Here is a 12,834-nt window from a genome sequence, read left to right on the forward strand (position 1 = left end):
ATGCTGATGTTGCCCATGTGGAAACAAACATGCCTGTGTCAAAGCGGAACGTGCGCCAGAAAGAGCGGCACGCCGCCGGTGACCGATTCCACACCTCCCCATCCTCGTGGTTCCAACGGTGTTGTCTTTGTGGCAGGTCTCCTGGCTCATGGATCATCGCTTCTCTGAACCTTCCCGTCGATGCGATCGACAGTGGCATCTGACAGAGTCGCTCCCCATTTACAGTGGCGGGACCGCGCCGGACTTGCACCGGTCTTCCCTTTTAAGCGCTTGCCGGAATCCTGGTCAAGCGCACCACAAAGCGTACTATATATGGTTGTATGAAGGTACTATAACACAATATGTTGTGGGAGGGAAGACTGATCTTGGCTGGCCGCTTCCAAAAAAGCGGGTCCGGTCAAGTGACTAGCTGTCACAAAACCGCCAAGCATTGCGCGCCCTGCTTTTCCCTTGCCAATCTGTTATAATGAGACGAGTATGGAGATTGCACTGGGCAAGGAGTGAGCAAACGGTGAGCTATGCGTATCTTAAAGCCCACGTAGGCGGTTGGGAAGTGGCATTCATCCTGCTGATCGTCGGGTACATCCTTTTCCGTCTCGGCAAGGAAAAAGTGGGCAACATCGTTCACATGTTTCTGCGCGTGATGATGGTGATCGTGGTCGTGACGGGTGGTTGGATGTTGTTTAAGTTCCACACGGGAGACGTCCTGTACTATGTGAAGGGACTGCTGGGGATTGTCGTCTTCGGGCTGATGGAAATGGCGCTGGGACGGGCACGCCGCCAGGAAGCCAGCATCGGATTTTTCGTTGGCGCGCTCGCGCTGATGGTGCTTGTCATCCTGATCGGGTACCGCGTAATCGTGTAGGCGGCCGGTGCTTTGCACACACGTCGAAAAGCTTTCACTCGGATCAAAAGGTTCCGGGTGGAGGCTTTTTTTGTTGTTGTTCGCTAAGACAAGCGGCGCCAAGAGCGGCGGATGCTCGCGGAAGCGGAGTGCGCCGCGAATCAGAACGGTCTGATATAGAATGGAGAACTTCTCCACATATATCAATCAATATGGCGGAATGCTCCGCTTTTGCATATAATGGCGGTAGGAATAAAGCTGTTTTCTTTTGGTGATAAACGGAGGAGGACGCCGATGACGGTAAATCAGAAAGAGCAGACGGCCGGCGCGTCCGGCGGCGCGGCCAAAACCAATGCCACCCTGCTGGGCATTCAGAGTTTGCGGCCGTCGTTTACCAAATCTGAGCAAAAAGTGGCGGAGATCGTACTGAGCCAGACGGAGAGCGTAATTTACTCTTCCGTCATCGACCTGGCGGAAAAAGCGGGCGTGGGCGAAACCACCGTGCTGCGCTTCTGCCGCAAGATCGGTTTTCGCAGCTACCAGGAGTTCAAGCTGGCGCTGGCCCAGGAGCTGGTCCATCCGGTGAAAAACCTGCACGGTGAGGTAACGGAGGAGGATTCGCTGACGACCATCGCGCAAAAGGTGACGGCCACCAACATGCAGGCGGTTGGTGACACCAGCTCGCTCATCGACCCGGTCGAGCTGGAGCGGTGTGTCGACCTGCTGCAAGCCGCCAACACGATCCACTTTTACGGCGTGGGAACATCCGGGGTGACGGCCCAGGATGCCAAATACACGTGCTTGCGCCTGGGGCTGAAAGTGGACGCCTTTTACGAGGCACACCTGCAGGCGATGGCTGCCGCCACGCTGGGGCCCGGCGACGTCGCCGTGGGCATCTCCGTGTCGGGCAGCACCAAGGATACGATCGATTCGCTGAAAGTGGCGAAGGAAGCAGGGGCAACAGTGCTGTGCATCACCCACTACCGCCGCTCGCCGATCACGAACGTGGCTGATGTCACGCTTTTGACGGCAGCAAAGGAAGGGCCGCTGCAGGGCGGTTCGCTCGCGGCCAAAATCGCCCAACTGCACGTCATCGACATCCTGTGTACGGCACTGGCCATGCGCATCCAGGAGAAAGCGCTGACCTACAAGGAAAAGACGGCAAAAGCGGTGCTGGACAAAAAATACTGAAGCGGCTGACGGAGGGAGAGCGCATGAAACTGCTGATTGCGGAGAATTACGAGTCGTTGAGCAAAGCTGCGGCGCACATCGTGGCGCAGGTGGTGACAGCCAAACCCACTGCCGTACTGGGACTGGCTACGGGCAGCACACCGATCGGCATGTACCGGGAACTGGCGCGGCTGCACCGCGAGGAGGGAGTTGACTTCTCCCGCGTGACGACGTTTAACCTGGATGAATACGTCGGACTGCCGCCGCATCATCCGCAAAGCTACCACACGTTCATGCAGGAACACTTTTTTCGCCATGTGAACATCCCGCTGGAGCAGACCAATATCCCGCGCGGAGACGCACCCGACCTGCAGGCGGAGTGCCGGCGATATGAAGCGGCAATCGCGGCGGCGGGAGGCATCGACCTGCAGGTGCTGGGTATCGGCGGAAACGGCCACATTGGTTTCAATGAGCCGGGGTCCGACGCGGAGACGACCACGCGGATCGTGGAACTGGCACAAAGTACAATCAAGGCGAACGCGCGCTTTTTCGAATCGATCGACGATGTGCCGACGAAAGCTGTATCGATGGGGATCAAAACGATTCTGGCGGCGAAGCGGATCATGCTGCTTGCGAGCGGCGAGGCCAAGGCGGATGCGGTGCGCCGCATGCTGGAAGGAGAGAAGACGCCTGACGTGCCCGCGTCGCTGCTGCAGCTTCATTCAGATGTGACCGTCATCGCGGACAAGGAGGCGGCAGCGCTGCTGTCAGCCGAGACGAAAAACAGCGGCCGCCTGGTGTGAACGGCCGTTGTTTGCGGCGCTTGTTCACCAATTCGTTTCGCATAACGCTTCGTTCGTTATGCTATACTGGGAGTGTCCAAGAAGAATGCACCAGATTACCGTAAGGAGTTGAACCTGATGAGCACGAACGAGGCATTGCTTACGCTGGAAGGCTGGTATACTTATCATAATTTCCGCACGATCAATTGGGAGAAGTGGAAAGCGGCTTCGGCCGAAGAGCGCCAGGCCGCACTGGACGAGCTGTTTGGCCTGATCCGCGAGTGGGAGGCAAATGAACAGGAGAAGCAAGGCAGCACGGCCATCTACAGCATCCTGGGGCACAAGGCGGACCTGGTCTTCCTGTTCCTGCGCCCGACGATGCAGGAACTGGACGCGATCAAGACGGCGTTCAACAAGACCCGCTTCGCCGCGTACACCGAGGCGCCGTACTCCTATATTTCTGTGGTGGAGCTGAGCAACTACGTACATAATCCCGGCGAAGACCCGAAGTCCAATCCGCAAATCCGGGAGCGGCTCTACCCGATTCTGCCGAAGTGGGAGCACATCTGCTTCTACCCGATGAACAAAAAACGCAACCTGCAGGACAACTGGTACATGCTGACGATGGAACAGCGTGCCGAAATGATGCGCTCGCACGGAATGATCGGCCGCAAGTACGCCGGCAAAGTGAAGCAGATCATCGGCGGCTCGGTCGGCTTCGACGATTGGGAGTGGGGCGTCACGCTGTTTGCCAACGACCCGCTCGAGTTCAAGCACATCGTCTACGAAATGCGCTTTGACGAAGTGAGCGCACGCTATGGGGAGTTCGGCAACTTCCTGGTGGGCAACATTGTCACACCCGAGTCGCTCACGCAAATGCTGCAGGTGTAACTCTTTCAACCACAATCTACCCACGGTGCAGCCGGGGTAGATTTTTTTTGCATGCAAAGCATCTGCTGGATAGATGATCCTCTCATATATGGAATAATTTGTATCAATTCGTGACAAATGGTAAGATTGTGTTCGAAATCGCAAAGCCAAGAGGGGAGAGGTGTTTTTCGGTATGACCAGAAAAAAGATGCTGCGGGTGGCAGCGGGATTTTCGGCAGCGGTGCTGCTGACCGGTGTTCCCGTCCCGCTTGCCGGCGTGTGGGAGAACAGCCTGCCGAGCGCCTTGGCCGCCGAGCAGCGGGCGGACGGTTTGACGCAGGAGCAGGCGATTCAACAGGTGAGCAAGCTTTTGAACATACCGGCCGATTACAAGCCGGAGCGGTCGTACTACAAGAAAAAAGATCAAAAAAATTCGTTCGACCATCCGCTGTGGAGCCTGACCTGGGTAAAAGACAGCGGGGAGGGACGTGTGTCTGTCAACGTCGATGCGGTGACGGGACAATTGGTGTATTATTCACACCACAATGAAAAGTGGGAAAGCGACTCGTTATCGGCGGTCAGCGAGGAACAAGCGCTGCGGGCGGCCGAGCAGTTTCTCGAGCGGGTTCTCCCCAAAGTAGAGCGGGAGAAGCTGTCCAAGCCAAACGAATACCCCGGCCTCCCCAATTTTACGGGTGACCCGTGGAGAACGCGCGTCTTTTCCTATACGCGCATGGAAGACGACACGCCTTTTCTCGGCAACGGCGTTCTGGTGATCGTCGAACGAACCGGCGAAGTGATCATGTTTATTCGGAATTGGTACCAGGGAGAACTGCCTGACGCCAAGGCAGTGATCCAGCCTGACGAGGCGGAGCGGCTGCTGGCGGAAAAAGCGGCGCCGTCGCTGTTCTACTCGCTGGAGAGTGAGCTGACCGGCCGTTACCAGGAGGACTCAAACCGGTACCGCTTGGTCTACCGCTACGTCCAGACTGATCCGCAGTTCGTGGACGCAACGACCGGGAAGTTACTGAACGCACTCGGCGAGCCGGCCGAAGAAGTCGACATCAAGCCGCTGGGGACCACGGTCAACAGCCGTGCAGCGGACAAGCTGATCGGCAAGGAAGAGGCGCAGAAGATCGCCGAAGAGCTGGTCAAGCGGCTTCCCGGCAGCTATCGTTCCGATGGAAGCAGGGGAGGAGGTGCCAGATCGGGAGCGGATGGCGTGGAATCGAGATACTGGCGTTTTGAATTCACTCCGCTGCACGTCCAGGGGAAAAATGCGGAGCCGATCGTTATCAGCATCAGCGACCGCGGTGAATTAGTCGAATACCGCATCGGGGAAGGGCTGTTTCCTGCCGAACGGGGACGGAAAATCGAGAAGGCGGTCTCGTGGACAGCAGCGCAGGAGAGTGCGGTCAAGCTGGTAAAAACGCTGCTGTCCGAACGGCTGGGGGACATCTATCTGATTGATCGCAAGCCATCCCGCACGATCGAGGAGGAGGTGCGGGAGCAGGGACGGAATTACGTGTTTACGTTTGGCTGGATGAAGAACGGCATTCCGATCGAAGACAGGAATTTCCGCGTGATCGTCAATCCCGAAACCGGGGAAGCGGAAGAGCTGAACGTGTACGAATATGGACCTGTCAGTGCAGAGGAAACGGCGGCCAAAATTGACCGTAAGGCAGCAGCCAAAACGGAGCGGGAGCAAAAGAAACTGATGCTTGCCTATCACCTGCCGGACAGCGAGTCCAAACCGCTGCTTGTCTACGGCTACGTCGGCGATGAGGGAGTCGTGGATGCCGTGACCGGGGAGTGGCTCAGTTTTGCCGACTTGCGGAAAAAAGAAATTCCGCAGGACATTGACAACCATCCCGAGCAGGCAGCACTGCAGTTTGCCATCCGGGAGGGTTTGTTGACGGTGACTGATGGCAAGGTGGAACCGGACAAAGCGGCGACGCGCGGAGACATGGTGCAGATGATGGCGCGCATGGTCAACCGCATCGAGTTTCACCGGCAGTTCAGCGGGCTCGATGATGACGACGAAGATCGCCAGCCGTACCGGTTTGCTGACGTCGACGAGAACCACCCGCTGTACGGTGTCATCAAAAAAGCGATTCAATACGGACTGATCCCCAAGGAGGGGACCAGGTTTGAGCCGGATCGCCCGGTGACCCGCGGAGAAGCGGCGGAAATGGCCGCCCGCCTGCTGGGGTATGGTGAACTCCTGGAAAAACCGGGGCTGTTTGCGTCGCCGTATCGGGATGTAGAAAAGCGGCTGGTGCCCGCCGTCGCCCTGGCCCATGCCTACGGGCTGCTTCCTTCCGGGTCACCCGACGCGTTCCAACCAGACAAAACGCTGACCCGGGCGGAGGCTGCCAAGTTGATGAAGGCGCTTCTGGAGGTTAGGAAACCGAAGTGACGTGCGTCCCGCGAAAAAAGATCTAGAAAAAAGAAAAAAATGGGCATGAAGGATATACTTGTCTTGTCATTTTCGGGAAATATTTGTACAATGATGGACGGCTGTTCTTTTTATTTGGAATGGCCTGTTTTTTTTGTGTTTATTATAGCTCATCAACAACAGGAGGAATCGACATGAATGGGCCTACCGAGCCAAAACGAACACGTTCGCTGCAGATGAAAGGAAAACTGCTGTTGACCTTTGCCGTGATTCTGCTGTTGCCGAGTCTGCTGATCGCAGGGGTCTCGTTCTACAGCGCCAAGCAGGAAATCGAGGACCAACTGCTGCAGCGGGCTGACGAGCAGGTGAAGACCCTGGCCGGAACAATTGATGCCTATCTGGATTTGCAGATGAAGGAGGTGGAGCGGGTCGCTTCTCATCTGGCGGGACAGGGGCTGACGAGCAACGATTCCGCAGCGCATGCGTATTTGCAGGAGGCCGCCACCATCCACAACGAGTGGGAAGGTATCTACATCGGAACGGAGACGGGGGCGTTTGTCAGCACGGTGTCGGTAAAGGCCGGGTATGACCCGCGTACTAGACCCTGGTACCAACAAGCCATGGAGAACAAGGGAAAAACGGTCATCACTGATCCGTACATTTCTGCGTCTACAGACCTCCCCGTCATCACCATTGCCCGGACGACAAAAGACGGGCACGGAGTGGTCGGGCTCGACCTCAGTCTGCAGGCACTGGCCGAAATCACCAGCCGGGTCAAAATCGGCGAATTCGGCTACGTCGTGCTGATGGACAAACAGCGGAAGTTCATCGTCCATCCCCAGCAGAAAGCGGGGACGGAAGCGGAGAAAGCAGATTATATCGACCACGTGTATGCTAACGAAGCGGGCACGTTTGAGTTCGTCAACCAGGACGGACAGAGCAAGCGAATGGCGTTTGTCACCAACGGACTGACCGGTTGGAAGCTGCTGGGCACCTATTACGTGAGTGAAGCGGAAGCAGAGGCCTCCGACGTGCTGCCTCCCATTTTGACGATCGTGGCCGTAGCAGTGATCGGCGGCGCCGTGCTGGTGCTGTGGATCGTCCGCTTGATCACGCGTCCGCTCGCCGTATTGATGGCGGCCGCCGCCAAGATCAGCGAGGGCGACCTGTCTGAACCAGTAAGAGTAAATGCCAGGGACGAAATCGGCCGCTTGGCGGAAAGCTTCGAGGGCATGCGCCTGTCGCTGCAGTCTGTCCTGGCCGAGGTGAACCAGGGTGCCGTCCAGGTGGCGGCGTCGGCTGAGGAGCTGATGGCGAGCGCGGATCAGAGCAGCAAGGCCAGCGAACAAATCTCGTCCGCGATTCAGGAAGTGGCCGTCGGGGCGGACAAGCAGGTAGCTGGCGTGGAAGAAGCGTACCAGGTGGTCAACATGATGGCAAGCGCTGCGGAACAGATCAACGGCAACACGCAGCAGGTGGCTGGACTGGCTTCCGAGGCTTCGGACAAGGCAGCTTCCGGCAGCCAGACCGTGCAAACAGCGATCAACCAAATGACGGAAATGAGTGTCACCGTCAAGGAATTGGCGCATACCGTGGACGGACTGGGCAAGCGCTCGCAGGAGATCGGCAGCATCGTCGACGTCATCTCCGAGATTGCCGATCAGACCAACCTGCTGGCGCTCAATGCCGCTATCGAAGCAGCGCGGGCAGGTGAACACGGCCGGGGATTTGCCGTGGTGGCGGATGAAGTGCGCAAGCTGGCAGAGCAGACGACGCAATCCACGCAAAAGATTGCCGAACTCATTGCGGTGATCCGCCAGGAGACGAACGATGCGGTTCGTTCCATGCACACGGTGACCCAGGAGGTGGCCGCGGGAATTGACGTGGTCCATGCGGCTGGGGCCTCCTTCGAAGAGATTCGTGCGGCAGTGGAAGAACTGGCTGGACAAATCCAGGAGGTGTCCGGCGCGGTGCAACAGTTGACCGAAGGCACAAAACGCGTGGTGGAGACGACGCATACGATCCGGGAAGTGGCAGAGGAAGCGGCATTTGGTACGCAAAACGTTTCCGCCGCAGCTCAGCAGCAGTTGGCTTCCATGGAGGAGATCAACGCGTCGGCCACGGCGCTGGCGAAGATGGCCGAAGATCTGCAGGAGATGGTAGGCAGTTTCAAAGTATAACCGTACATGAAGTATAAGCACGATCTGTGCGTATTCAGATTGCCCGGGCGGGGGAAGATCAAGGGATCACCCCCTCCCGGGCTGTTGTTTTTCTGGCAACTCCTATCCGACGACAAACTTGCGATAGTTGACCGTGCGGGCAATCCGCCTGTGCGGCCGGGAGAGCAGGTACCGGTGGCCTGCTTTCCAGGTGTGGCTGCCGACGTTTTTCCGGCGAATCGCACAGTAGTGAAAACGGCTGCCCGAGTAGATGCGAAAGCCGAGGCGGCGGCAATTCCGCAGGAACGAGACATCCTCCCCAAGCGAGCGGTTGGCAAAACGGACACGGTTCCACACGCTTCGCCGAAATGCGAGGGTCCCGCCTGCGATCCCCCCTGTCATCCTGTGTTCGTTCCCCGGATATAGCAGGATCAGCAGCCGCAATCCAGAAAAGTACATAAAATACGAGCGCTTCCCGACGACGGCCGCCTTTGATCGGGCAAACGCGCGCAGCGTGTCAGCCGCGTAGCGGGGGGCGTAGTAATCGTCGTCGTCAAATTTGGCGAGGTAGGGATAGCATGCCTTGCTTGCGGCAAAGTTCAGGCAGGCGCCGAGTGACGTCCGTCCGGGCAGTTTGTAGACGGACACGTTGGGAAACGAACGCGCGTAATTTTTGTAGCGCGCTTCGCTCATCGCATCGTTGTTCAGCACTACGATCAATTCCTTGTTGACTCCGCGCTGCCGCAGATAATTCTGAAACAGGTTGCGCATCATGCCGGGACGTTTGGTGCAGGTGATAATGGAGATGCCGGTTTTCCCGGTACTCCCGGTTCGCTTCACGTTGAACCACTTCCTTCTTCGCTGGGATAGTGTGATACGAGCGGGAAAACGTCCAAAACGTACTACATGTGTATTCAGAGGCGGGGCGAAGAACGCTGAGCGGGTGCGGAGTTTGGCAAGATAACCTGTGGGTGGTGCATATCATTGAAGCGAAATAGTTTGACTATTCTGTGTATGGGCGGTATAATTTGGATAACTTTGTTAGTTAGGTTAACTAACTGTTTGGTGGTGAGTGAAAAGGCGTGCGTTCGTCCAGAAAAACGGGCAGCAGCAAGCTGGTGAAAAAGTGGAACAAGGAAGAGATCTTGCAGCAGGTGATTCAGCACGGTCAGATCTCCCGCGCCGACATTGCCAAACAGACGCAGCTGAGCCGCCCCTGCGTTTCCGCCCTGGTGGAGGAGATGATTCAGGATGGGCTGCTCCAGGAGGTGGGGATGGGCGACTCCCGTGGCGGCCGAAAGCCGATCCTGCTGGAGTACAACTACCAGGCGTACGCGATCGTCGGCGCAGTGTTTGAAGGCTCCGCGCTGGAGATGGCGGTGGCCGACCTGAAAGGCGAGTTTTTGGCCCGGTACCGCAAACGTCTGGCCCAGCCGGCCGACGGAGAACGGGTGATCGAGGATTTGGCGGCGGGACTGGACCGTCTGCTGGCGGAGAGCAGCTTGCCGCGCGACAGGCTGCTGGGCATCGGTGTCGGCCTGCCCGGGGTCACCCAGCGGGGCAGCGGTACGGTCAGCTTTGCTCCCAGCACGGGCTGGATGGGATCGCCGATCAGGCAGACCATCGAGGAACGGCTGGAGGTGCCGGTCATCATCGACAATGACGTCAACATGATGACCCTGGGCGAGAGCGTCCGCGGTGTCGGTGTCGGCTATTCCAACGTTGTCTACATCTACGTCGGCACGGGGATCGGCTCCGGCATCATCCTGGACGGCCAGTTATACCGGGGAAGCCGGGACGCAGCGGGCGAGATCGGTTACATGCTGATCGGCCCCGTACACAGCCGGCGCGACGGAGCGTACGGCGTGTTTGAGACGCATTACTCCGTCCCTGGCGTCAAAGCACAGGCGAAGGCCTTTCTCTCCGACCTTCAGGAAGGGTCGAGTATCATAGAGACGCTGATCGGTCAAGCTCGGCAGGACAACCAGGAGGCCGCGCGGTTGCTGGATGACGTATACCGACACTGGGCCTACGCGATGGCCAATATCGTCAGCGTGCTGAACCCGGAGCTGTTGATTCTGAGCGGAGAGATGGTTCATATCGACGAAAAAGGGGTGAAGCAGATTCGCGAGTGGCTGACGGAATGGGTGCCCGTTGTGCCCCGTATGGAAAAAGCGCGACTTGGTGAAGAGGCGGGGTTGATCGGGGCCGTTCACAGCGTTCTGGAAGCGTTTCCATCTACGAAATTGCTGGACAAATAGAGTGAAAAAAGGGGGATTCGATTGTGAAAACGTCCAACAGCACATGGAAAAAATGGCTTCGCGGCGTGTTTGTCGGCTCGCTGGCCCTGACCGTCGCCGCTTGTTCCGGCGGAGGACAGGCGGACAGCGGTACAGGCGGCCAGTCCGGTGATCAGGCGCAGCCGGCAGCATCCGGCGAATCGCAAAAATTGGTCATTTACACCGCCCGGGACAAAAATATTTTTGAAATCGTCCTGCCCAAGTTTAAGGAAAAATATCCCAATATTGAAGTGGAAACATTTGAGATGGGGGCGCAGCAAATCCTGGAGCGGGTGCGTGCCGAAAAGGCCAATCCGCAGGCCGATTTCTGGTGGGGCGGCACACAGTCCGCGCTGAGCACGGCAGCGGACGAGGGGCTGTTGGAGCCGTACAAACCGACGTTTGCCGACAAGATTCCCGATCTGTACAAGGACCCGCAGGACCGCTGGTACGGCGAAATGCTGCTGCCCGAGGTGATCATGTACAACTCGCAGGCGCTGACGAAAGAAGAAGCGCCGCAGGACTGGGACGACCTGCTCGATCCCAAGTACAAGGATAAAATCGTGATCCGCAACGTCCTGCCGTCCGGCACGATGCGGACCATTTACGCGGCGATGATCTACCGTCAGGGGCCAGACACGCCGGAAAAAGGGTATGAATGGCTGAAAAAACTGGACGCCAACACCAAGGAGTACGCCCAGGACCCGACCCAGCTCTACCTGAAGCTGGACCGCCAGGAAGGCGTCATTTCCCTGTGGAACCTGCAGGACGTCCTGATTCAAAGCAAGCAGAACAACCATCCGTACGATTTTGTCTATCCGGAGAGCGGCGCGCCGATCCTCGTCGACGGGGTCGCGATCGTCAAAGGGGCCAAGAACATGGACGCAGCCAAAAAGTTCTACGAGTTCCTGTTCAGCCCGGAGATCGCCACGCAGTTGGCGAAAGAGCGCTACCAGTTCCCGTCACGCACCGACATCAGCAAGGACGAACTGCCTGACTTCATGAAAAACCTGGAGCTGAAACCGCTGGAGCTCGACTGGAATGTGATGGCGGAGAAAGAAAAAGAGTGGATGCAGTACTGGGACGAAAACATCAAGGGAAAAAGCAAGAAGTAAGCGGGTGAGGACAGCAGGAACAGACGGGAAGGGGGACCCCTTTCCGTCTGGCCGTGTCCGGTTCCGTCCGGCACAGGCGACTGCCGAAGCCGGGCAGCGCCCTGCCAATCTCGAGAGGGAGGACACCTGATGAGCAGCGTAACACTTGATCACGTCAGCAAACAGTTTGGCGACGCAAAAGGGGTCGAAGATGTTCACATTCACATCGAATCAGGCGAATTCTTCACCTTTTTGGGGCCAAGCGGCTGCGGCAAGACGACGACCCTGCGGATGATCGCCGGCTTTTACTATCCCACCAGGGGACGGATCTGCTTCGGCAGCCGGGATGTCACATCGCTGCCGCCCCACAAGCGAAACACGGGCATGGTGTTTCAAAACTACGCCCTGTTTCCGCACATGACCGTATTTGAGAACATCGCCTTTGGGCTCAAGGTTCGCAAGATTCCGAAAGTGGAAATGAAAGAACGGGTAGAGCGGGTGATGAAGCTCGTCCGTCTGGAAGGATACGGCGAACGCCGGATCGACCAGCTTTCCGGCGGACAGCAGCAGCGGGTGGCGCTGGCCCGCGCGCTCGTTATCGAGCCGCAGATTCTGCTTTTGGATGAACCGCTGTCCAACCTGGACGCCAAACTTCGCGAAGAAACCCGGTATGAAATCAAGCGGCTGCAGATGGAACTGGGCATTACCACCATTTACGTCACGCATGACCAGGCGGAGGCGATGTCCATGTCGGATCGGGTGATGGTGATGCAGGGCGGCGAAGTGCAGCAGGTGGGTACGCCGCACGAGATTTACCATCGGCCGGTAAACCGTTTCGTCGCGTCGTTCATCGGCGAAACCAATCTGTGGGAGGGGATCGTGGCAGGCATCGACGGTAACGAAGTACGGGTGCGGGTGGCTCCTGACCTCGTGCTGACCGGATATGCGCACAACGTGTCGCCGCAGGTGCGGCTCGTGCCGGGCGAGACAGTCGTGCTGTCGATTCGGCCGGAAACGGTGCAGGAAAGCACGGGAGCGGACGGTGAGAACGTGGTGTCGGGCACTGTTGTGCTTGCCGAGTTTACGGGTGCGTGCGTCAACTACGTGACCAGCGTCGGCCCTCATCAGCTCCGCAGCATGTCCATCAGCCAGGGACGGCCGCTGAAACAGCGCGGAGAGACCATCTCCCTGCACATTCCGAAAGCGAGCATCTACTTTGCGGGATAAGGAGGAGGAGC

At 57.9% G+C, this 12,834-nt stretch carries 10 protein-coding genes and 1 riboswitch; of the genes, 9 read left to right on the forward strand and 1 reads right to left on the reverse strand.

Annotation, left to right across the window (positions count from 1 at the left end; all coding sequences use genetic code 11):
- Nucleotides 1-114: 114 nt before the first annotated feature.
- Nucleotides 115-314: riboswitch (cobalamin riboswitch) on the reverse strand.
- A gap of 197 nt (nt 315-511) precedes the next feature.
- The 6 genes from Q7F15_RS04160 to Q7F15_RS04185 all read left to right on the forward strand — a co-directional run bounded on the left by Q7F15_RS04160 (nt 512) and on the right by Q7F15_RS04185 (nt 8,244).
- Nucleotides 512-865, forward strand: a complete 354-nt coding sequence (locus Q7F15_RS04160; protein WP_230077342.1) for a YisL family protein — start codon at nt 512-514, stop codon at nt 863-865.
- Between the two features lie 273 nt (nt 866-1,138).
- On the forward strand, nt 1,139-2,035 hold the full coding sequence (locus tag Q7F15_RS04165) for a MurR/RpiR family transcriptional regulator (RefSeq protein ID WP_171565895.1): 897 nt from the start codon (nt 1,139-1,141) through the stop codon (nt 2,033-2,035).
- A gap of 23 nt (nt 2,036-2,058) precedes the next feature.
- Nucleotides 2,059-2,817, forward strand: coding sequence for a glucosamine-6-phosphate deaminase (gene nagB / locus Q7F15_RS04170; RefSeq protein WP_304415149.1), 759 nt, complete (start codon nt 2,059-2,061; stop codon nt 2,815-2,817).
- 117 nt (nt 2,818-2,934) lie between these two features.
- Entirely contained in the window at nt 2,935-3,687 is a 753-nt protein-coding gene (gene hemQ / locus Q7F15_RS04175; protein WP_171565897.1) for a hydrogen peroxide-dependent heme synthase, read from the forward strand.
- 172 nt (nt 3,688-3,859) lie between these two features.
- Complete coding sequence (locus Q7F15_RS04180; RefSeq protein ID WP_304415150.1) at nt 3,860-6,085, forward strand: YcdB/YcdC domain-containing protein; 2,226 nt, start codon at nt 3,860-3,862, stop codon at nt 6,083-6,085.
- Nucleotides 6,086-6,258: 173 nt separating this feature from the next.
- Nucleotides 6,259-8,244: a methyl-accepting chemotaxis protein gene (locus tag Q7F15_RS04185; RefSeq protein ID WP_212132099.1), complete on the forward strand. Its 1,986-nt coding sequence runs from the start codon at nt 6,259-6,261 to the stop codon at nt 8,242-8,244.
- Between the two features lie 102 nt (nt 8,245-8,346).
- Here the strand turns inward: Q7F15_RS04185 and Q7F15_RS04190 are convergent, their stop codons facing one another.
- Nucleotides 8,347-9,063: a glycosyltransferase family 2 protein gene (locus tag Q7F15_RS04190; RefSeq protein WP_171565900.1), complete on the reverse strand. Its 717-nt coding sequence runs from the start codon at nt 9,061-9,063 to the stop codon at nt 8,347-8,349.
- A gap of 242 nt (nt 9,064-9,305) precedes the next feature.
- Between Q7F15_RS04190 and Q7F15_RS04195 the strand changes: the two genes are divergently transcribed.
- The 3 genes from Q7F15_RS04195 (at nt 9,306) to Q7F15_RS04205 (ending at nt 12,823) form a co-directional block, all read left to right on the forward strand.
- On the forward strand, nt 9,306-10,484 hold the full coding sequence (locus Q7F15_RS04195; protein WP_304415151.1) for an ROK family transcriptional regulator: 1,179 nt from the start codon (nt 9,306-9,308) through the stop codon (nt 10,482-10,484).
- 23 nt (nt 10,485-10,507) lie between these two features.
- Nucleotides 10,508-11,617, forward strand: coding sequence for an extracellular solute-binding protein (locus tag Q7F15_RS04200; RefSeq protein ID WP_212132097.1), 1,110 nt, complete (start codon nt 10,508-10,510; stop codon nt 11,615-11,617).
- Between the two features lie 129 nt (nt 11,618-11,746).
- On the forward strand, nt 11,747-12,823 hold the full coding sequence (locus tag Q7F15_RS04205) for an ABC transporter ATP-binding protein (protein ID WP_304415152.1): 1,077 nt from the start codon (nt 11,747-11,749) through the stop codon (nt 12,821-12,823).
- Nucleotides 12,824-12,834: the final 11 nt, after the last annotated feature.

The organism is Brevibacillus aydinogluensis (assembly GCF_961514395.1).
Classification (GTDB): Bacteria; Bacillota; Bacilli; order Brevibacillales; family Brevibacillaceae; genus Brevibacillus; species Brevibacillus aydinogluensis.

Excerpts from the sequence above, each read along its gene's own strand:
- Q7F15_RS04165 (WP_171565895.1), top strand. The coding sequence starts at position 1,139 with ATGACGGTAAATCAGAAAGAGCAGACGGCCGGCGCGTCCGGCGGCGCG.
- nagB (WP_304415149.1), top strand. The coding sequence starts at position 2,059 with ATGAAACTGCTGATTGCGGAGAATTACGAGTCGTTGAGCAAAGCTGCG.
- hemQ (WP_171565897.1), top strand. The coding sequence starts at position 2,935 with ATGAGCACGAACGAGGCATTGCTTACGCTGGAAGGCTGGTATACTTAT.
- Q7F15_RS04180 (WP_304415150.1), top strand. The coding sequence starts at position 3,860 with ATGACCAGAAAAAAGATGCTGCGGGTGGCAGCGGGATTTTCGGCAGCG.
- Q7F15_RS04185 (WP_212132099.1), top strand. The coding sequence starts at position 6,259 with ATGAATGGGCCTACCGAGCCAAAACGAACACGTTCGCTGCAGATGAAA.
- Q7F15_RS04205 (WP_304415152.1), top strand. The coding sequence starts at position 11,747 with ATGAGCAGCGTAACACTTGATCACGTCAGCAAACAGTTTGGCGACGCA.